This window comes from Cohnella massiliensis (genome assembly GCF_900169535.1).
In the GTDB taxonomy this organism is placed as follows: Bacteria; Bacillota; Bacilli; order Paenibacillales; family Paenibacillaceae; genus Cohnella; species Cohnella algarum.
Window position 1 is genome coordinate 127,228 of record NZ_LT821257.1, and the last position, 19,487, is coordinate 146,714.

Sequence of the window (19,487 nt, forward strand, 5' to 3'; positions counted from 1 at the left end):
GGGAATCCGGTTAAAATCTGCCGTAGTATGCGTTCCGGTAAATGTCCGCCAGCTCCGTCACGAGCGGCATCCGCGGATTGGCCGTCGTGCACTGGTCCTCGAACGCGCGGTCCGCGAGTTCGTCGACGCGCAACTCGAAGTCGCTCGCCGGAATGCCGAGATCGGCGAATTTCTCGGGAATGCCGAGCGAGCGGTTCAGCTTCCGCACCGCCGCGATCAGGCTGCCGACGCCCTCCTCCGTCGTCTTCGCCGGAAGCCCCAGCAGCCGGGCGATATCGGCATACCGCTCGTCTGCGATGAAATGGCCGTACTTCGGAAACGACGCGAATTTGGTCGGCTTGCCGGCGTTGTATTTAATGACGTGCGGCATCAAAATCGCGTTCGTCCGCCCGTGCGCCGTACGGTACTGCCCTCCCCACTTGTGAGCCAGGCTGTGGTTGATCCCGAGAAAAGCGTTGGCGAACGCCATTCCGGCGATTGTCGAGGCATTGTGCATTTTTTCACGAGCTTGCGGATCCGAAGTATGGAACGAACGTTCCAGGTTGTCGAAGACGAGCCGGATCGCCTGCAGCGCGAGCCCGTCCGTATAATCGTTCGCCATGACCGACACGTACGCTTCGATCGCGTGCGTCAGGACGTCCATCCCCGTGTCCGCGACGGCCGTCTTCGGCAAGCTGTAAACGAATTCCGGGTCGACGATCGCCACGTCCGGCGTCAGCTCGTAATCGGCGAGCGGGTATTTCGTATTTCCTTTGTTTTTGTCCGTAATGACGGCGAACGAGGTCACTTCGGAGCCGGTGCCGGACGTCGTCGGAATGGCGACGAATTTCGCCTTGTAGCCGAGCCGCGGATATTTGTACACCCGTTTGCGGATGTCGAGAAATTTTTGCTTGAGCGCGTCGAATTCGGTGTCCGGGTATTCGTAGAACAGCCACATCGCCTTCGCGGCGTCCATCGGCGAGCCCCCGCCGAGCGCCACGATGCAGTCCGGCCGGAACGCCCGCATCAGCGCCGTGCCTTTGTCGACCGTATCGGTCGACGGATCGGGCTCCACGTCGGCAAACACTTCGATGCTGACAGGAGTTTTCCGCTTGCGCAAATAGTACTCGACCTTCTCCACGTAGCCGAGCTGCGCCATCGTCGCGTCGGTGACGATCAGCACCCGCGAGATGTCCGGCATTTTCTCCAGATATTGCGTCGCCCCCCGCTCGAAATACACCTTCGGAGGCACTTTGAACCATTGCATGTTCAGCGTACGCCTCGCCACCCTTTTCACGTTGATCAAATTGACCGCCGTTACGTTCGCCGTCGTCGAGTTGTGTCCGTACGAACCGCAGCCGAGCGTGAGGGACGGCAGGTTCGTGTTGTAAATGTCGCCGATCGCGCCGTGCGTCGACGGGGCGTTCACGATGACCCGTCCCGTTTGCAAACGCCTCGCGAACGCGGCGATCGCCTCCTCGTTGCGGGAATGGATGACCGAGGAGTGCCCCATGCCGCCGTAGGCCACGACTTCCGCCGCTCTGGCGATGCCCTGGTGCACGGTCGACACTTTGTAGCAGGCGAGCACCGGACTCAGCTTCTCGGCGGAAAGCGGCCAGGCGTCCCCGACGCCGCCCAGCTCGGCCACGAGAATTTTCGTTCCCGGCGGAACCTCGACGCCCGCCAATTCGGCGATGCGCTCCGCGGGCTGGCCGACGATGGCCGCGTTCACGGCGCATTTTTCCGGGTTGATCACCAGCCTCGACACGGCCTCCGTCTCTTCCTTGTTCAAAAAGTAACAGCCGTACTCGATCATCAGCTTGCGGACCTGGTCGTACACGGCCTCCTCCACGATAACCGCCTGCTCGGACGCGCAAATCATGCCGTTGTCGAACGTCTTGGACAAGATGAGGTCGGTCACCGCCTGCCTCAAATCGGCGGATTTCTCGATCAGGCACGGCACGTTCCCGGGTCCGACCCCGAGCGCCGGCTTGCCGGTGCTGTACGCCGCCTTCACCATCGCTGAGCCTCCGGTGGCGAGCACGAGCGCCACGCCGGGATGGTTCATGAGCGCCTGCGTCGCTTCCACGGACGGGGATTCGATCCACTGGATGCAATGCTCCGGCGCGCCCGCCTTGACGGCCGCGTCGCGCAGCGTTTGCGCCGCCGCGGCGCTCGAGCGCTGCGCGGACGGATGAAACGCGAAAATGATCGGATTTCGCGTTTTGGCCGCGATCAGCGATTTGAACATCGTCGTCGACGTCGGGTTCGTCACCGGAGTCACCCCGGCGATGACGCCGACCGGCTCCGCGACCTTCTGGTAGCTCTCGTAAGGATTGTCTTCGATCACCCCGACCGTCTTGTCGTATTTGATGCTGTGATAGACGGACTCGGTCGCGAACATGTTTTTCGTGATTTTGTCCTCGTACACGCCGCGTCCCGTCTCCTCCACGGCAAGCTTCGCGAGCTCCATGTGGCGGTTCAAACCCGCCAGCGCCATGGCCTGCACGATGGCATCGATTCGTTCCTGATCGAGGCGGAAATACGCCTCCATCGCCTGATGCGCCCTCGCGACGAGAGCGTTCGCCTGATCGGCCGCCGCGTTCGGCTGCGCCCGGCTCTCTTTTACCGTCATAGGCCTCCGCCTCCCCAAAAGATAAACCTCTGGACTCTTACGGTTACAGCATAAATCGCCGGAATTCCCGCCCGCTATGATCGGCGTCACAACGGATTTTTACCTTCGGTCGGCCGGAAAAGGATAAACGGCGCCGCCGGCGGTCCGCTCGCGGACAAAATCGAATGCGATGCCGTGCCGGGCGAATTCGTTTTCCGTCACCTCGTCCCAGAGCAGAAATCTCGGCAAATCCGCCAGCCCTCGCCGGCCTTCCTCGAACAACCGGACGACGCGGCCGGCGCTCGCGCAGGCGTAAATGCCGTGCAGCGGATACGGCCCGCTCGAATCCGACGGCCACACCGCCTCCTTTCGTCCGGCTGCGCAGCGCGCCAACAGCAGCCGGGCGGCCGGAACGGACAAATCCGCCATGCGGCTGCCGACGATCCACGCATAGGGGAGCTGCGCGAGCGACAACCCTGCCGCCATGCCGCCCAGCGGCCCTTTTCCCTTCGCGTAATCGGTGACGATGCGGACATCCGCGGGGACGAGCGGCAAATACAAGCGCGGCGTGTCGGTGACCACCATGATTTCCTTGCACCAGGACCTCATCAAACGGATTTGCCTTGCCAGCAGCGGCTCCCCGTCGATCGGCCATAACGCCTTCAGCTCTCCGCGCTTCACCCGGCTGCGGCCTCCCGCGAGAATAATTCCGCTTACGGGCGGTTCCGCGGATACATCCCGCGAAGGCGGGATGCTTTCGGACGGTTGCGTCGGCATTTTGGGCAGCTCCTTTCTTCAAGGTTTCCTGAAACGATTAAACCCGATAAAGTCGGCCGGCCGCAGTGATGTAGATCATTTCCGGTCAAAATCAGGGAATTTCCCCCGCAGATTCAGTCATTCCCCTCATAAATCCCACTGCGGGATTCCTTTACAATAAGAGTATCCGAACTGAAGGAGCGTGCCGCGAATGAACCCGACCGCCCGAATCCCGATTTGCAACGAAGGTACGGAAGGAACGGCCCGGTGTTTTTCCGCCGACAGCTTTGCCAAGCTTCAGAGCATCATGTACCGCAAAACAATCGAAAAAGGCACCGTCCTGTTCTGGGAAGGCGATCCTGCGGACAAACTCCTGTTCGTCCGCACCGGCCGGCTTCGCATTACGAAAACGTCGGACAACGGACGCCACATCACGCTTTATCTGCTCCAAAACGGAGATCTGTACGGCCAGCCCGATCCGTCCGGCAAGCCGGTTCACTCGTTTAACGCCGAAGTGATCGAACCCGGGGAAATCGGGCTGATCCAGATGGCCGATCTTGAAGTGCTGCTGTGGCAGCACGGCGATTTTGCCATCGAATTCATGAAGTGGATGGGTCTGATGCACCGGATGACCCAAACGAAATTTCGGGACCTGATGCTTTACGGAAAATCCGGGGCGCTCTGCTCGCTGCTTATCCGCTTGTGCAATTCCAACGGCGTTCCCGACAGCGACGGAACGTTGATTTCGTTGAAAATCAACCATACCGAGCTCGCGGATATGATCGGAGCGTCAAGGGAATGCGTCAATCGAATGCTGTCCGAGTACCGCAAGGAAAACGTCATTCTCGTCAAGGACGGTTACCTGGTCGTCAAAGACATGGACTATTTGCGAAAAATTTGCCGGTGCGAAAGCTGTCCGAAGGAAGTGTGCCGAATGTAGCCGGGGGTTGAAAATCGTTTCCGTATAATTATAATTAGTAGTGTATAATTATACTGAAGCGAATGGAAGTGACGTGCGTGATCGACCAATGCAGCCGTTCGGCGGAGCCGGATCGCTTGAACGAAGCTTCCGGAACGAAAGCTCCGGCGCCGAACCGGCATCAAATCGAGGGCGAACGCATCGAACAGCTGACCTTGAACGCATGGCCGGGATTGCGCCAGTTCGTCCGCGACGGCTGGCTCATCCGGTTGTCCGAGGGCTTCACGAAACGGGCCAACTCCGTTCAGCCGCTTTGGGGCCCGCCGGCGGAAACCGGACGAACGCTGCGGGAAAAAATCGGAGCCTGCGAGGAAATTTACCGTAACGCGGGTCTTCCGGCCGTGTTTAAAATAACGCCTTTTGCCGCCTCCCGGCATCTGGACGGCTTGCTTCAGTCGTTCGGGTACGACCTCCTCGAACCTTCGGCCGTTAAGTCGGCGGCGCTCGCCGGACTGCCGCAGCCGAAGACGAACGACATTGGCGTAGAGCGGTCTCCTTCCGTGCGCTGGATGGAGCTTGTTTCCGAGTGGCTCGACTATTCGCCCGAGCAGACGTCGGCCGCCCGCCGAATCATGGAAGCGGCGCCCTACGCCAAAGGCTTTTTCACCTTGTTTTGCGAAGGAAAGCCCGTCGCTTGCGGCATGGGCGTCGTCGAGGACCGCTATGTCGGGCTGTATGAAATCGTGACGAATCCGGAATGCCGCAACCGGGGATTCGGGGAGCAGCTGCTGCTGCACATTTTGCATTGGGGAGCTGCTTGCGGAGCCGATACCGGCTACTTGCAGGTCGTTCAGGCCAACGCTCCGGCCGTTCGCCTTTACGACAAGCTGGGCTTCCGAACCGTATACGCTTATTGGTACCGCAGGAGAGGCTGCGGGTGAAGCCGGATGCCGGGTGTCCGGCTTTTTTGCCCGGCTTGTCCTTCAATTGCGTGCCGGCTGCATGCGTTTGGCGGGTTGAGATGAGTCGTCACGACTCAATTGGAGCGACGGCGCGCACACGGAGGCGGTAAGGTGAGTCATTTTTACCCAACTGCGCGCGGCTCCGTGCGTTTGGCGGGTTGAGATGAGTCGTCACGACTCAACCGGAGCGACGGCGCGCAAACGGAGGCGGTAAGGTGAGTCATTTTTACCCAACTGCGCGCGGCTCCGTGCGTTTGGCGGGTTGAGATGAGTCGTCACGACTCAACCGGAGCGACGGCGCGCAAACCCCCTCTGTCAGAATAGTTGTCGTACCCCCAAATTGAATATATAGTGAGGAGAAACGAGGACGAGGTGGAGAACGTGAATCCCGTAACCAAAGAATTCAAGCAAAGCATTGTACAGCGTATGATGCCCCCGTACAACGAGCCGGTCAGTCGGCTTGCTAAGGAAATCGGTCTATCGGAGACGACTTTATTTAAGTGGAAGAAGGCGGCAAAAGCACAAGGTATGACGCCTGCCGATGACGTACAGCCCGAACGTTGGAGTACGCAGGAGAAGTTCGCTGTCGTTGTCGAAACCGCAAGTTTGAGCGAAATCGAGCTGGCGGAGTATTGTCGGACAAAAGGGCTGTTTGTTGAGCAGGTGGAAGCATGGCGCGATGCGTGTATGCAAGCCAATGGCGGAATCGTCTCGCAAGCGAACAGGCTTCAGAAGGAACTCCGCGAGAAAGAGCAAGAGAACAAGGCATTAAATCGAGAGCTAAAGCCCAAAGAGGCGGCGCTCACCTAAGCCGGTGCCTTGATGGGGTTGCGAAAAAAGGCTCGAGCGATCTGGGGGGCCCAAGAGGGCGAATCATCAGTGCCTCGGAGAGCGAGCATGCCATTCCACTCATGCAAGACGCCGTTGCAGCCGGTGCAAGAGAAGCGGCTGCTTGCCGAGAGCTCGGACTGACTCAGCGGACGCTCCAGCGCTGGCGCAAGCAAGGCGGCACCGTAGACGGACGCCCTCACGCCAAACGGCCGACACCCGCTAACAAGCTAAGCGATGCAGAAGAGCAGCAGGTGCTGGAGGTTCTTCAGCAGCCGCCGTACAGGAGCCTGCCGCCAAGCCAGATTGTGCCGGCGCTGGCCGATGAAGGAACCTACATCGCCTCCGAGTCCAGCTTTTACCGGGTGATGCATAAATACAATCAGCAGCACCATCGCGGGCGCAGCAAGAAACGCACGCCTAAACCCATCACCAGCCACGCTGCGAGCGGCCCGAATGAAGTATGGATGTGGGATATCACTTGGTTGCCCGGGCCCGTGAAGGGGTTGTTCTTCTACCTGTATCTCATCCTGGATTTGTACAGCCGTAAAATTGTAGGCTGGGAGATTTGGGAAGAAGAGTCTGCCGAGCATGCCAGTCAATTGATCCGTCGTACGGTCGTGCGAGAGCAATGCGTGATTCGTCGGCAGCCGCTTGTGCTTCACTCGGATAACGGAAGCCCGATGAAGGGGGCCACGTTGCTGGAGACCCTGTACAGTTTGGGCATTACCCCCTCTCGAAGCCGACCACGCGTCAGCAACGACAACCCTTACGCAGAATCGATTTTCCGCACATGCAAGTACCGTCCTGGCTATCCAACGGAAGGCTTTAAGGCCTTGTCAGAGGCGCGTGAATGGGTCATGCGATTTGTTCGCTGGTACAACGAACAACATCGACACAGCGGACTGAATTTTATTACACCTAACCAGCGGCATGAAGGATTAGCACACCAAGTGTTTGAGAAACGCAAGGAGATTTATTTGGCCGCAAAAGCCAGAAACCCTAATCGCTGGTCTGGCACCATTCGCGACTGGAGCCTGAAAGATGAAGTCTGGCTGAATCCTGAAAAAGTGACGCTTATTCCGGCTGCAAAAAAATCGCTATCTTAACATTTACTTTCCCTAAGGAATCGCGACAACTATCTTGACAAATACCGCAAACGGAGGCGGTAAGGTGAGTCATTTTTACCCAACTGCGTGCGGCCGCATGCGTTTGGCGGGTTGAAATGAGTCGTCACGACTCAACCGGAGCGACAGAGTTTGCGCGGAGGCGGCAAAGCGGGTCATTTTTACTCAACTGGGCGCGGCTGCATGCGTTTGGAAGCTTTAGATGGCAGCCCAAACTCAATGGATCCGCGGAGGGCCGAGCCAACTTCCAACAAAAAAACCAGCTAATGCTTGTCAAGTATTTGGGTTTGGTGCAATTGAAATTGTTTTGGTATACTCGTTTTTAGGCAGCACAAATAACCTTCTTTGGCGAGAAGGATTATGGTTAAGTTTGGCATTTAGTTCTCGTGGTAGGGCTCGCTTTTACGAAGGATGGCGTACACGTGATGGAGAAGCTTGTTGGCGCAAGCGATCACGACCACCTTGTAGGGCTTGCCCTCTATCCTTTTCTTTTTGTAGTAATCGGTTATCCTTCGGTTAGCACCTCTTCGAATTCCGCACTGTACGGCTAGATACAACGCTCGCCTTAGCCTTTTGGAGCCCCTTTTGGTAATTCGGTTAGACGTGGCTGTAAATTTCCCCGAACTGTAGATTCCCGGATCTAGTCCTGCAAAAGCCACAGCCTGCTTGGCATCTTCGAATTGGCTGGCATCCCCGAGTTCAGCTGCAATCTGTGCAGCAAGTTTGTCCCCTATGCCAGGTATGCTCTTAATCAATTGTATCTCCGGCAGTTCTTCGGCCAGTTCATTCATTTGCTTTTCCAACTGGGTTAATTGCTCGTCAAACTCCAGCAGCAACGAAACCATGCTGTTCAGTGCAATTGTCTGAGATGGACTCTTAACTTGCCTAGCCCAGTTATGAAGAATTTCACTAAGCTTCGTTACCTTCTCTTCTATCCACACTTTTGAATGGGATTTACCTGTGCATTCTCGAATAAATTCCCCTAGATCTGTTGTCTGGTTCATTAAGCATCGCTTCAGCACCTTCAATGACGTTTTCGAAAAAAGATTGTGGAATATTCCAATGTAATCCGGAAATACTTGCTCCATTAATGCCCTGCTATTCAATTTTGCCTGTACATACATGCCGGTTACAAACTCATGCTGTCTAGTCAGGTGCTGAAGCTCCGTATAGGATTCTTGCCATTCGCGGTGTGGAACTACATCTCCCTTGTAATACAGCTCAGCCAGATGCCAAGCATCGGCCGCATCCGTTTTCACCTTACGGAGCTGCGTTCCCTTTGCTCGTTTGGCTCGGAGGGGGTTGACGATGTAGTGGATCCATCCGTTAACTTTTAAATATCCCACTAACCCCCGATGGTAGTGGCCCGTCGCTTCGAGGACAACAACGGGGTCCTCGCCGCTCACTCGCTTTAGTTGCTCTAACAATTCCCCTAATCGCGCAAAACCATTCTCCCCATGCTGAAGGTTCTCCATCCTTCCGTATGGCTCGTTCCGTCTTAAGAATGGCTGTATCACGCTAAAACCTTTCGCTACATCCACGCCTACAACTGGTTGCATAAAACCCTCCTTCAATTCGTTCACCGGCATTCCCACATGGCTTCCAAACCCATAGCTTCGCTTGTGATGCGAGGTCATTGCCCCTACCAGCTCAAACATGGTCGTTGGAAGGTAGTGAGAGAACAGTTTTTTTGACGGGGTCCTAGCCCCTAAGCCACCCTCGTTCTCCCGGCTACCACCATCGTAAGATCCCAATAAAAATAGGCCAACCAGAAATCTCTGGCTGACCTAATAAATCGAGTAGGAGGAGGCGCCTAGCCTCCGTCCTCTCACACCACCGTACATGCGGGTCCGCATACGGCGGTTCCAAAAGGTTAACAAAGTGCTAAATAACGAGTAAGCAAACTTTTCAGCCCTTTCGCTTCCCAGTAGGAAGTCGGGAGGGCATTATTTGTGTTTCGAGACATTTCCCAAGCACCGCGTCTGGAGTTAGCCATGACAAAACACGCCCATTCTGGGACGCCGAGTGCTCGAAGCTCACGGATTCGAGTACGTACACGTTTCCATTGCTTCCATAAGCACATACGCAGTCTGCGGCGAGTCCACTGGTCGAGTTTCTCGCAGTGTCCCTTTGCCGATGCTAGTCGGAAATAGCCAATCCAGCCGATGAGATAGCGGTTTAATTGCATAATCCGGTTTTCCATAGACATCGACCGCGAACGGTTCGTCAGCTCTCGTACCTTCTCTTTAAACCGCGAAATGGTCTGTGGGGCTAACCGAATCGTCGCCTTTTTATCCCACAGGAAACTGAATCCGAGGAACTTACGGTTCCAAGGACGATCTACTGCGCTTTTCTCTCGATTCACTTTCAGTTTTAGCTTTCCTTCTACGAAGCGCGTTACCGACTCCATGACGCGTTCGCCTGCACGTTTACTGGCAACGAAAATATTGCAGTCGTCCGCATAGCGGACAAATCGCAATCCTCGTTTTGTCAGCTCTTTGTCCAAGTCGTCCAGTAGAATGTTCGCTAAAAGCGGGCTCAGAGGTCCCCCTTGCGGCGTTCCCTCTCCCGTCTTTTCGAACACCCCATTCGCCATAACCCCAGCATTAAGATAGGCGCGAATGAGCTTTAGGACACGCTTGTCCGTCACTTTCCTTGCTACTCTTGCCATGAGCATGTCGTGGTTGATTCGGTCAAAGAACTTCGCTAAGTCCATGTCTACCACCCATCGAAAACCTTCCTGGATGTAGTGCTGAGCTTGCTTTACCGCGTCATGCGCTCGCTTTCCGGGGCGAAAGCCGTAGCTACGCCTCGAGAAGTCCGCATCGAAGATCGGATTCATCACTTGTAGAAGGGCTTGTTGAAGAAAGCGGTCCATCACGGTCGGGATGCCAAGCAGCCTCACGCCGCCTCCGGGCTTGGGGATTTCCACTCGTTTGACGGGCATGGGTCTGTAGGTTCCCGCGAGGAGTTCGGTTTTCACCGTTTCCCAGTGTGTTTTCAGGTAAGCTTGTAGATTCGCTACCGTTACACTGTCCACACCGGGCGCCCCTCCGTTCTGCACCACTCGCTTGTAGGCGAGCCTAAGGTTATCTCCTTTGAGCATTCGTTCTAACAAGTCGTTATTCGCTTCGCGAGAGGAAGGGGCGACTTGTGCCGTCGTAGAACTCGGCGCTTCGGCATACCCTGACGGCTTCACCGCTTCTCTTTGCCGCAAGCTCTCTTGCGAGATATTCTGCTGTCTTTGCTCCTCGTGCGAACGCATCGGTTTCCTCTCTCCTTTCGGTTCAGCCCTTCCGGTTTCCGGCGTCCCGTACTCCCGTACTATGGCCTCTGCTGACTCCTGCGGATTCAGCACAGCCTTCCGACTGTGGTTACGAAGTAACTTCGCATTTTCCGCAGGTCTCCCCAGATAAGAACGTCATCTTTCTGCCCGCAACCACCCAAGTTTACAGGGAAAGCCCTTGGCGACTTTGGATTTCGTCATGTGTAGGTGACTCATCCGACTAACCCTGCCTCAAATTGAGTTCGTGTACCTTGGCTCGTGCATTTGCCTCCAGCTTCCTTCAGATTCCGCCTCGCGGCTGACACCCTTGCTCTTGGCTAACGGTAGGCGTTCGCCAGCCCCCGTTCGGGACTTTCACCCTAGAGATGACGCCCATGCTGGGCGTACTACGAAAGCCAAGCGGCATCCGACCGCTTGGCCTTTTTTTCCTACTCTTTGATCAACGACAAAAATTCCGATCGCAGCGCCGAGCTGTTGCGGAACTGGCCGCGCACGGCCGACGTTACCGTTTTGCTTCCCGGCTTCTTGACGCCGCGGGAGCACATGCACAGATGCTCGCCTTCGACGACGACCATGACGCCGTGCGGATCGAGCGACTCCTCGAGAATGTCGGCGATTTGCGACGTGATCCGCTCCTGCACCTGCAGCCTGCGGGTGACCGCCTCCACGAGCCGGGCCAGCTTGCTCAGGCCCGCGATTTTGCCGCTTGGAATATAGCCGATATGGGCTTTGCCGAAAAACGGCGCCATATGGTGCTCGCACTGGCTGTAGTAAACGATATCCTTGACGATGACGAGCTCCTCGTGCTTTTCGTCGAACGTCACGCCGAGCACGTCGCGCGGATCGACTTCGTAGCCCGCGAATATTTCCTCGTACATCCGCGTCACGCGGGCCGGCGTATCGAGCAGGCCTTCGCGCTCGACATCCTCCCCGATCAGCTTCAATATTTCCCGAACGTGGTGTTCGATCTGCTCGCGATTGCGCGAAACGGCGGTATTCGTATAATCCTTCAACCCGGCCACCGATCTTCCTCCTTATCGCCGCAGCTGCGTCCCGAACGTACGGGGCTCGCGTTCTCTGCGACTCGCGCCCGGCCTTCTTCTATTTGCGCCGGGGTTTGCCGTTTTGTTTGCTCAGCATTTGCTGCGCTTTCTGCAGCTGCTGCTTATTCATATTGTAGCCCATCTGCTTCGCCATCTTTTGCAGCATTTCCGGGTCGTTTTGCATGCGGGTCATTTGATTTCTCAAGTAGAATACCCCGAAAATAAATCCGAGCACCGCGCCGACGATAAGCGTCACGATCGGAATTACGATGTTCCAAGCGCTCACTTCGTTCCCCTCCGACTTACGAAAAATTTTGCCGTTGCGAAGACGCTTGTCCGACGCAACCTACCTATGATAGCACGGCTCCGAGCGCCAGATCAAATCACTTTCCGGCCGTTACAGGAGCACCGCTTCCACGAAAATCGTCGGGTGCTGCGACAAATCGATTTCCGTCGCTCCGACCGCTTCGTCTCCCGCCTTGTCGATGACGCGCACGACCGGCCGGCCCGGCAGCCCCCGGTGCTGTCCCACGACGACGCCCGTCTGACGGTTGGACAGCCGCACCGAGATCCCGTTCGGATAAACGGAAACGATGCGCAAAAACTCGACCAGCACCTCGCGTTCAAGCTGCGTTCCGGAAAGCGCGTTCAGCCGTTCCACCGCTTCGTGCGGAAGAATCCGCCTTCCTTCGGACAAATCCGTCAGCAGATTGTCGTACACGTTGGCTACGGCCACGATCTTCGCGTACAGGTGGATCTCTTCGCCTCCGAGCCCGCGCGGCTGCCCCGTGCCGTCGATCCATTCGTGGTGCTGGAACGCGACGTGGGCCGTCAGCAGGCTGTACTCCCGCTTCATCTTCAGCATTTCGAAGCCGCGCCAAGCATGATGAAGCCGGCCTTCCTCCTGCTCCTTGTCCGGGGCGTCCAGCTTTCCGATGTCGTGCAGCATCGCCCCGATCGCAAGCTCCTTGAGCTGGATCATGTTGAGCCCCATATTCAGGCCGACCAACGTGGACATCATGCAGACGTTCATCGCGTGAATGTACGCCGCATTATCGGCGGTTCGGATGTCCGAAAGCTGCACGAGCACGTTTTGGTTCCGCATGACGTCCTCGAGCAATTGGCCCACCGTCGTGCTGATCGCTTTCGTGTTGAACGTCTTGCCCGACCGCAGCGCATCGAACGCTTCCGACATTTGCTGGATGACCGCATGCTTCGTGCTTTCCGACAACACTTCTTCGATCGTCACGTCCTGAAACAGCGGATCGCTTATGTAGACCATCGTAACGCCCAACCGCTTAAGCGTGCTAATCATAAATACCGTTAATTGCACGCCCGCGGAGAGAAGCACCGTCCCATTCGCCGAAAAAATCGTCCTGCCGAGCGTCTGCCCGGGCTCAACCGCTTCGATATCGACCAGTCTCATCCGTTCTCTCTCCTGTCTGAGCTTGCTGACCTTCCCGCCGAATGTTGCCTCGTGGCGTTTTTATTTCAATAATACTCCATAATTTCGGCAAGTTCGCCGAAAAGATGAAGCCCGAAAGCCAGGAAAGCTTCATGCCGCCGAAAAAATCTTCATTCAACCGCCGCTTTCGCTTTCGTCCGTTCCAGCGCCAGCAGCCGTTCCTTGACGTCAAGTCCGCCGCCGTAGCCGACCAGGGCTCCGTTCGCGCCGATGATGCGATGGCACGGCACGATGATCGGAACCGGATTGCGGTTGTTCGCGCCTCCCACCGCCCTCACCGCCTTGGGTTGGCCGATGGCGGCCGCTATGTCGCGATAGGATGCGGTACTGCCGTAGCCGACATCGCAAAGCGCTTCCCACACCCGGCGCTGGAAGACGGTGCCGCGCATATCGAGCGGCACCTTGAATTCCGTCGTATTTCCCCGGAAATAATCGGCGAGTTGGCGAATCGTATCTTTCAGCATCGAATCGTCCGCCGCGCGCACGAAAGCGAAATCCCGCCACCACTGCCTCGCCCAGGCCGCAAGGAACGGCTCGCGCTCGCTCCAGCCGCCGAAATCGAGCCGGCATATTCCGTCATCCGTCCGGCACAAAAGCAGCGTACCGGCCGGCGATTCCAGCTCCGTCCATTTGATTTCCGCCTTAGGCTCGCGTTGGTTGATGAAACCTCTGTTCCGCATCCGCTCGTCCTCCTGAATCGGCGGCCGCCAGGGCAGCCGCCGCTATTGTCGAACCGGTGTTTTCGGCTTTGCCGGGCGGCGACGCTTCGCTTCGCCGCCGAAATCCCCTTCCCGCAGCCGCGCAAGCGCCCGCTCGGCGGCTTCCTTCACGCGATCGTCCGCATCCGAAACGGCCGCTTCCCGCAGCGCCGCTTCCGCGTCGCCGCCGCCGATGCGGCCAAGCGCCCAGGCCGCCGTAGCCCGCAGCTCGTAACGCGGGTCTTCGCGCAGCACGCGGACGATGTCCGGCACGGACGACGCATCGCGAAAGTTGCCGAGCCCGATGAGCGCGTTGCGCTGAATCGGCTTGCGGCCGCGCCAGGCGGCCGCGCTCGCTCCGAACTTTTCCTTGAACTCCCGATTGCCCATTGCGAGCAGCGGCCGCAGCAGCGGCTTCGCCGTCTCCGCGTCGGGCAGCAGCTCCGCATGGTGCCGGGCGTCCTTGCCCCGGTTCGCCGGGCAAACGATCTGGCACGTATCGCAACCGTACAAGCGGTTGCCGATTTTCAGCATCATCTCGTCGGATACGATTCCCTTCGTTTGCGTCTGAAACGAAACGCACTTCTGCGCGTCCAGCTCCCCCGGGCCGACGAGCGCGCCGGTCGGACAAGCGTCGATGCAAAGCGTGCAGTCGCCGCAGCCTTCCTCGGCCGGCGTATCCGGCGGCAAGGGCAAGTTGGTGATCATTTCGCCCAAATAGACCCACGAGCCCCATTCGCGGGTCAGAATCATCGTGTTTTTGCCGCTCCAGCCGATGCCGGCCCTTTCCGCCACCGCCCGGTCCGACAGGGCGCCGGTGTCGACCATCGATGCGCCCCGGGCTTCGGGCACCCGCTCCCCCAGCCAGGCGGCAAGCCGCTCCAGCCTGCGGTTCAGCACATGGTGATAATCCTCGCCCCATGCCGAACGGGACAAAATCCCCCGTCTGCGCCCGGGTTCGGACACCGGCGGGTTATGCAGCTTGGACGGGTAGGCGACGGCAATCGCGATGATCGACTTCGGCTCGTCGAACAGCAGCGCCGGATTCGTCCGTTTGTCCAAATCCGGCTCCTCGAAGCCGGACTCCCGCCCGAGCTCGCGGTGGCGGAGCAGCCGTTCCTTCAATTCCGCGAACGGATCCGCCGACGCGACGCCGATTTTGTCGATGCCAAGCTCCGGAGCGGCTTTCACCATCTCCTCCTTCAACTTCCGCCAAAACTCCGCGCTCCGCGCGGGAGAACGATTTGCCGTCGTCATTTCGCCATGCCTCCCTCCTTTTCCGTCCGCCGCATATGGCTCGGGTTCTCTCCAAACGTCCGCCGCATGCGGCGCGTTTTGCTTCAAAACGCTATCGGCCGCGCCGCAGGCTTCGCTGCTATCATTATAGCCCCGACCACCGGGTGATCGGCCACAAAATCGCTTCCGCCCTGCCCTTGATGAAGCTTTCCGGAACTTCGTCGAACGTCCGGCTGTCCTTGCTGGAACCGAGATGGCGATTGTCGCCCATTACGAAATAGTGCCCCTCGCTCACCGTCACCGGCCCGAAGTCGCCGTCCTCGATCGGCGAATCGGTATACGGCTCGATCCGCAGTTCGCCGTTGACGTACAGATGGCCGCCCCGGATTTCGAGCTTGTCGCCCGGAATTCCGATTACCCGCTTCACGAGCAGGCTTTTCCGGTCCGGACCGTCGCTCGGGTCTTTCAGGATCACGACGTCTCCCCGATCCGGACTGCCGAATCGATAAGAAAGTTTGTTCACGAACAGCCACTGCTTCTCATGCAAGGTCGGTTCCATCGAAATGCTTTTTACCGTCGACAGCTGAAATACGTAAGCCCTCAGTAAAACAACGACGACCAAGGCGACCAAAAGCGCCTTCGCCCAATCCCGCAGCTCCTTGGCCCAAGCGGGCCGCTCGGGCCGGGAAGCGCGGGTTCTGCCGGGAGTAACAGCGTCAAAAGAGGGCCTTTCGCTCATAGGCTAACGTCTCCTTTGCCGATCGATTGGCCTTTCCATTCGGCATAATAGCGCCGTACCTCCGCTTCGTCGAACGGTTCGCTTTGCGCCGCGATCCGCGCTTGAAGCTTCATCAGCCCTTCCTCGACCCTGTCGCGCACGAACGGACTGTACCGGTATTCTTCCTTGTGCCGATCGTATTCGTCGCGGTCGAGCTCCTGCATGGCGCCGTCCGGAAACAGCACGACATCCAAATCGTAATCGATGTAGGTCAACACGTCGTCGTACCGGTAAGGAGGGGAGGCGATATTGCAGTAATAACGGACTCCCTTGTCTTCGAGCAAGGCCACGATATTGAACCAATGGCCCGGAATAAAAAAAGACACCGCGGGCACGCGGCTGATCCATTCCTTGCCGTCCGCTTCCCTGATCGTCGTATGGTCGTTGACGAAGATCCACATGGACTGCTCCGCATGGCGGGGATGAAGCAAACGGTCCGGCACCTGCCAATTTTCCAGCCAGACCCGGTGCAGCGAGCCGTTGTTTTTAAAGCTTTTGATGATACAGCGTTCATAAGGGGATAAGGACGACTTTCCGCTGCTCTCCATTCGCGACACCTGCCCGGCACCAATTCAATGTATTATAAGAAAAGCATATCTTATGTCCAAAAGCAACCGAATTTCCTCGGCGCCTCCCGGCACGTAAGATATGCTTTCCTTTTAATGGGGAATTGCGCGTCTTATTAACGTTATCCGGCAACGATCGACAAAGGCCTGTTCAGCTTGACCATGTCCGGGGCGTCTCCCAATCTTTCGTAAAAAGGCTGCAGATGCTCGTTATGCTTGTCCACCGCGACCAAAACTTTAAGGACGTTGCGTTGACGGAACCTGGCGTTCAGCGCCGTCACCAGCGACCGGCCGACTCCGCGGCGGCGGTGATCCGGATGAACCGCAATTCGGTATACGTAGCCGTTTTGCTTGTCGATCGTTCCGATCATGACGCCCAAAATTTCCTCTTCTTCCTCCGCGACGAGAACCAATTCGCTATCCCAAGACAATTGACGGGCCAGAGCCTTCAACGTCTCCTTGCAACACTCTTCCGACAATGAAACCTCCAGCAAATCGGAAACAGACCGGTAATCCGACAGTTGAAACGTGCGAATTTTCATCATAACGCTCCCCGGTTCGAGATAAGATTGGCTTGGCCACTTCTTTACAGCAAGTTAACGTAAATCTAATTTTACGACAAATTTTCGAAAATTTCTCCCCCTTTTGTTAAGAAAGCATAAAAAATTTTTTCGAAAATCATTAGAAATCACTTGAAAACGCTTAATATAAAGCGCTTTCTTGGTGTTTTCTCAAGAAACCTCCCGCTTAAGCCGTTTTCGGACGAATTTCGACGTTTCCGCACGGACTTCGATTGTAACGGCCTTCATTTCTTTTTCCCGACAGCCGGACGTCAAGTTTCGAACCTATCCCCGATGGGTATAGTAAAATCGTGAGCTTTCGCGTAACCGACTTTCTAAACATTCTCGTTGATTTAATATCGGAAATCAGGGATAATAGAAACGGGTTACATATTCCGAACTTTGAGGAGGTTCTCTGAAACATGGCACATGAATTGCCCGCGCTTCCGTATTCGAAAGAAGCTCTCGAACCGCATATCGACGCTACGACGATGGAGATCCACCACGGCCGCCATCACAACACGTATGTTACGAACCTGAACAAAGCGCTGGAGTCCGCTCCGGAACTCGCCGGCAAGAGCGTAGAAGAACTGATCGCCGACCTGAACGCCGTACCGGAAAGCATCCGCACCGCCGTTCGCAACAACGGCGGCGGCCATGCCAACCACTCGCTGTTCTGGCAAACGATCGCTCCGAACGCAGGCGGCGCTCCGACCGGCGCCCTGGCTGCCGCGATCGACAGCGAGCTGGGCGGCTTCGATAAATTCAAAGAAACGTTCACGGCTGCCGCCACGACCCGCTTCGGCTCCGGCTGGGCTTGGCTCGCGCTGGGCAAAGACGGCAAGCTGAAAGTGTACAGCCTGCCGAACCAGGACAGCCCGATCATGGAAGGCGACACGCCGCTGCTCGGCCTGGACGTATGGGAGCACGCTTACTACCTGAAATACCAAAACAAGCGCCCCGACTACATCGCCGCTTTCTGGAACGTCGTCAACTGGGAAAAAGTCGGCTCCCTCTACGACGCCGCGAAGAAGTAATCGAACCTTGATCCAGCAAGAAACGCCGGAACGAATATTCGTTCCGGCGTTTCTTGCGTTCGGCAAGCCGTCGCGCGGGTTCACATGTGCTTGGCTTTGACGGCTTATGCTTCGTTGGATTTTGTCCACTCAACTCCGGCTTTTTTGCGATAACCGTCATCTTGGTTGGATTTTGTCCAGTCAGGCGAGGCCTTTTTGGAGATTTCGGCCGAAAAGCCCGGTCCTCGTTGGATAAAATCCACTGTAGACCGGGGTTTTCCCGTTTCTCGCTCCGTCGGTTGGATAAAATCCAACCTAAGGCTGCCCGCCCAGGGTTCCATAAGCCCAAACGCCGCCTGCCCGTGTCCCAGAGCGTCCTATCGGGACGGCGATGCGCGCCGGGCACCGGGCCGTCGCAGCCCAGCTCGCCGCCTCAGCCCGCGCCTGCCGTCGCGAGCTAGCGCTCCCCGGCCGCCCGGGCAAAATGATCGTCGAGAATTTTGCGGAAAACGTTGGGCCAGGCGAGCGCCTCGAACTGTTCCCGATCGATCCACCGGTACGAATCGGGCAGCGCTTCCCGGCCTTCGGTCTTTGCGGCATCGCCGACTTCATACGGCGATAACGTCTCGCGCGCCGCCGAGGCGGGCTTGGCCCCTTCGGCCGCCTCGGCGAAGCCGGCGCCGTCCGCCTCCCACACCCGCAAATACCAATGCAGGTGCGAAAACACGTGCTCCGCCTCGCCGGCATAGCGGCGCGGCAGCACGCGCAAGCCTTCGGCGGCCAGCGCGCCCGCAAGCCAGTCGGGGCCGGCTTCGTCCGACCGCCACGACTCGACGTCCGCCGCCTCGACGTGCGGCAGCTCCCACAGCTTCGCCAGCAGCCCCTGCTCCGGCCGCTGCCGGACGAGCACCCGGCCGTCGTCCGGCCGCACCGCCAGCACGGCGAGCCGGTGCTGCGGCTTCGGCGGCTTCGCCTTGCTTTTGACCGGCAGCTCCGTTTCCCGTCCTGCCAGCCTGCCCGCGCAGCATTCCATGACCGGGCAGGTCAGGCAATGCGGCGAACGCGGCGTGCAGACGAGGGCGCCGAGCTCCATCAGCGCCTGGTTGAACTCGCCGGCCTCCCCCTCGGGGATCAGCTCCTCGGCGAGCACTTCCATTTTGCCGCGCGTCGCCGGCCGGGCGATATCGTCGTCGATGCAAAAAAATCGCGACAGCACCCGCATGACGTTGCCGTCCACCGCGGGCACCGGCCGGTTGAAGGCGATGCTCATGATCGCTCCGAGCGTATAGGGCCCGACGCCCTTCAATCCGGACACCGCCTCTTTGTCGTCGGGAATAGAGCCGCCGTAAAGCTCGGTCACCTGCTTCGCGGCGGCCTGCAGATTGCGGGCCCGCGAATAATAGCCGAGCCCTTCCCACAGCTTGAGAACGTCCTCCTCCGGCGCTTCGGCCAATTCGCGCACGGTCGGGAAGCGCTCGACGAAACGGTTGTAATACGGGATGACCGTATCGACCCTCGTTTGCTGAAGCATGATTTCCGAGATCCAGATCCGGTACGGGTCGCGGCTTCTTCGCCAGGGCAAGTCCCTTTTCTGGGATCGGTACCATTCCAGGAGCCCGCGGGAAAAATAAGCCTTGAGTTCGGTTTCGTTCAT

General features: G+C 57.8%; 17 protein-coding genes and 1 pseudogene. 5 read left to right on the forward strand and 13 right to left on the reverse strand.

All coding sequences use genetic code 11. From position 1 onward, the window contains the following. Positions 1–10: 10 nt before the first annotated feature. Positions 11–2,614, reverse strand: coding sequence for a bifunctional acetaldehyde-CoA/alcohol dehydrogenase (gene adhE, locus B7E11_RS07080; protein ID WP_080832915.1), 2,604 nt, complete (start codon positions 2,612–2,614; stop codon positions 11–13). Between the two features lie 99 nt (positions 2,615–2,713). Next, complete coding sequence (gene mobA / locus B7E11_RS07085) at positions 2,714–3,370, reverse strand: molybdenum cofactor guanylyltransferase (protein ID WP_080832916.1); 657 nt, start codon at positions 3,368–3,370, stop codon at positions 2,714–2,716. Positions 3,371–3,560: 190 nt separating this feature from the next. Between mobA and B7E11_RS07090 the strand changes: the two genes are divergently transcribed. The 4 genes and pseudogenes from B7E11_RS07090 (at position 3,561) to B7E11_RS07100 (ending at position 7,167) form a co-directional block, all read left to right on the forward strand. After that, positions 3,561–4,289: a Crp/Fnr family transcriptional regulator gene (locus tag B7E11_RS07090; RefSeq protein WP_080832917.1), complete on the forward strand. Its 729-nt coding sequence runs from the start codon at positions 3,561–3,563 to the stop codon at positions 4,287–4,289. Between the two features lie 77 nt (positions 4,290–4,366). Further along, positions 4,367–5,209 (forward strand): GNAT family N-acetyltransferase, encoded by an 843-nt coding sequence (locus tag B7E11_RS07095; protein ID WP_176220637.1) that lies wholly within the window; start codon positions 4,367–4,369, stop codon positions 5,207–5,209. Between the two features lie 450 nt (positions 5,210–5,659). Next, a pseudogene (locus tag B7E11_RS30155) lies at positions 5,660–5,713 on the forward strand (hypothetical protein); the annotation flags it as partial. Positions 5,714–5,901: 188 nt separating this feature from the next. After that, entirely contained in the window at positions 5,902–7,167 is a 1,266-nt protein-coding gene (locus B7E11_RS07100) for an IS3 family transposase (RefSeq protein ID WP_245809648.1), read from the forward strand. 395 nt (positions 7,168–7,562) lie between these two features. On the opposite strand, the gene B7E11_RS07105 is transcribed toward B7E11_RS07100, so the two are convergent. From B7E11_RS07105 to B7E11_RS07150, 10 genes are all read right to left on the reverse strand, one after another. Next, positions 7,563–8,744, reverse strand: a complete 1,182-nt coding sequence (locus tag B7E11_RS07105; protein WP_080833781.1) for an IS110 family RNA-guided transposase — start codon at positions 8,742–8,744, stop codon at positions 7,563–7,565. Positions 8,745–9,058: 314 nt separating this feature from the next. After that, positions 9,059–10,450 carry a group II intron reverse transcriptase/maturase gene (gene ltrA, locus B7E11_RS07110; protein WP_080832919.1) on the reverse strand — a complete coding sequence of 464 codons (1,392 nt, stop codon included), beginning with the start codon at positions 10,448–10,450 and terminating at the stop codon, positions 9,059–9,061. A 449-nt stretch (positions 10,451–10,899) separates the two neighbouring features. Further along, complete coding sequence (folE, locus tag B7E11_RS07115) at positions 10,900–11,493, reverse strand: GTP cyclohydrolase I FolE (RefSeq protein ID WP_080832920.1); 594 nt, start codon at positions 11,491–11,493, stop codon at positions 10,900–10,902. Between the two features lie 79 nt (positions 11,494–11,572). Beyond that, the gene (locus B7E11_RS07120; RefSeq protein WP_080832921.1) at positions 11,573–11,800 is read right to left on the reverse strand and encodes a YneF family protein; all 228 of its coding nucleotides are present in this window, start codon (positions 11,798–11,800) and stop codon (positions 11,573–11,575) included. 111 nt (positions 11,801–11,911) lie between these two features. Further along, entirely contained in the window at positions 11,912–12,940 is a 1,029-nt protein-coding gene (locus B7E11_RS07125) for an HD-GYP domain-containing protein (RefSeq protein WP_080832922.1), read from the reverse strand. A gap of 149 nt (positions 12,941–13,089) precedes the next feature. After that, entirely contained in the window at positions 13,090–13,659 is a 570-nt protein-coding gene (locus tag B7E11_RS07130; protein ID WP_080832923.1) for a methylated-DNA--[protein]-cysteine S-methyltransferase, read from the reverse strand. Between the two features lie 42 nt (positions 13,660–13,701). After that, entirely contained in the window at positions 13,702–14,934 is a 1,233-nt protein-coding gene (queG, locus tag B7E11_RS07135; RefSeq protein WP_080832924.1) for a tRNA epoxyqueuosine(34) reductase QueG, read from the reverse strand. Between the two features lie 124 nt (positions 14,935–15,058). Continuing rightward, the gene (gene lepB, locus B7E11_RS07140; RefSeq protein ID WP_080832925.1) at positions 15,059–15,652 is read right to left on the reverse strand and encodes a signal peptidase I; all 594 of its coding nucleotides are present in this window, start codon (positions 15,650–15,652) and stop codon (positions 15,059–15,061) included. After that, positions 15,649–16,239, reverse strand: a complete 591-nt coding sequence (locus B7E11_RS07145) for a DUF402 domain-containing protein (RefSeq protein WP_080832926.1) — start codon at positions 16,237–16,239, stop codon at positions 15,649–15,651. The genes lepB and B7E11_RS07145 overlap by 4 nt, the downstream gene beginning before the upstream one ends. A gap of 140 nt (positions 16,240–16,379) precedes the next feature. Beyond that, positions 16,380–16,799 (reverse strand): GNAT family N-acetyltransferase, encoded by a 420-nt coding sequence (locus B7E11_RS07150; RefSeq protein ID WP_080832927.1) that lies wholly within the window; start codon positions 16,797–16,799, stop codon positions 16,380–16,382. A gap of 440 nt (positions 16,800–17,239) precedes the next feature. On the opposite strand from B7E11_RS07150, the gene B7E11_RS07155 reads away from it, so the two are divergent. Then, positions 17,240–17,854, forward strand: a complete 615-nt coding sequence (locus B7E11_RS07155) for a superoxide dismutase (protein ID WP_080832928.1) — start codon at positions 17,240–17,242, stop codon at positions 17,852–17,854. 436 nt (positions 17,855–18,290) lie between these two features. Here B7E11_RS07155 and mutY read toward each other — a convergent pair whose 3' ends face one another. Next, positions 18,291–19,487 (reverse strand): A/G-specific adenine glycosylase, encoded by a 1,197-nt coding sequence (mutY, locus tag B7E11_RS07160; protein WP_080832929.1) that lies wholly within the window; start codon positions 19,485–19,487, stop codon positions 18,291–18,293.

Coding starts and splice junctions, on each gene's coding strand:
- adhE (WP_080832915.1), bottom strand. CDS start 2,614: ATGACGGTAAAAGAGAGCCGGGCGCAGCCGAACGCGGCGGCCGATCAG.
- mobA (WP_080832916.1), bottom strand. CDS start 3,370: ATGCCGACGCAACCGTCCGAAAGCATCCCGCCTTCGCGGGATGTATCC.
- B7E11_RS07090 (WP_080832917.1), top strand. CDS start 3,561: ATGAACCCGACCGCCCGAATCCCGATTTGCAACGAAGGTACGGAAGGA.
- B7E11_RS07100 (WP_245809648.1), top strand. CDS start 5,902: ATGGCGCGATGCGTGTATGCAAGCCAATGGCGGAATCGTCTCGCAAGC.
- B7E11_RS07105 (WP_080833781.1), bottom strand. CDS start 8,744: ATGCAACCAGTTGTAGGCGTGGATGTAGCGAAAGGTTTTAGCGTGATA.
- ltrA (WP_080832919.1), bottom strand. CDS start 10,450: ATGCGTTCGCACGAGGAGCAAAGACAGCAGAATATCTCGCAAGAGAGC.
- B7E11_RS07125 (WP_080832922.1), bottom strand. CDS start 12,940: ATGAGACTGGTCGATATCGAAGCGGTTGAGCCCGGGCAGACGCTCGGC.
- B7E11_RS07130 (WP_080832923.1), bottom strand. CDS start 13,659: ATGCGGAACAGAGGTTTCATCAACCAACGCGAGCCTAAGGCGGAAATC.
- queG (WP_080832924.1), bottom strand. CDS start 14,934: ATGACGACGGCAAATCGTTCTCCCGCGCGGAGCGCGGAGTTTTGGCGG.
- lepB (WP_080832925.1), bottom strand. CDS start 15,652: ATGAGCGAAAGGCCCTCTTTTGACGCTGTTACTCCCGGCAGAACCCGC.
- B7E11_RS07145 (WP_080832926.1), bottom strand. CDS start 16,239: ATGGAGAGCAGCGGAAAGTCGTCCTTATCCCCTTATGAACGCTGTATC.
- B7E11_RS07150 (WP_080832927.1), bottom strand. CDS start 16,799: ATGAAAATTCGCACGTTTCAACTGTCGGATTACCGGTCTGTTTCCGAT.
- B7E11_RS07155 (WP_080832928.1), top strand. CDS start 17,240: ATGGCACATGAATTGCCCGCGCTTCCGTATTCGAAAGAAGCTCTCGAA.
- mutY (WP_080832929.1), bottom strand. CDS start 19,487: ATGAACGAAACCGAACTCAAGGCTTATTTTTCCCGCGGGCTCCTGGAA.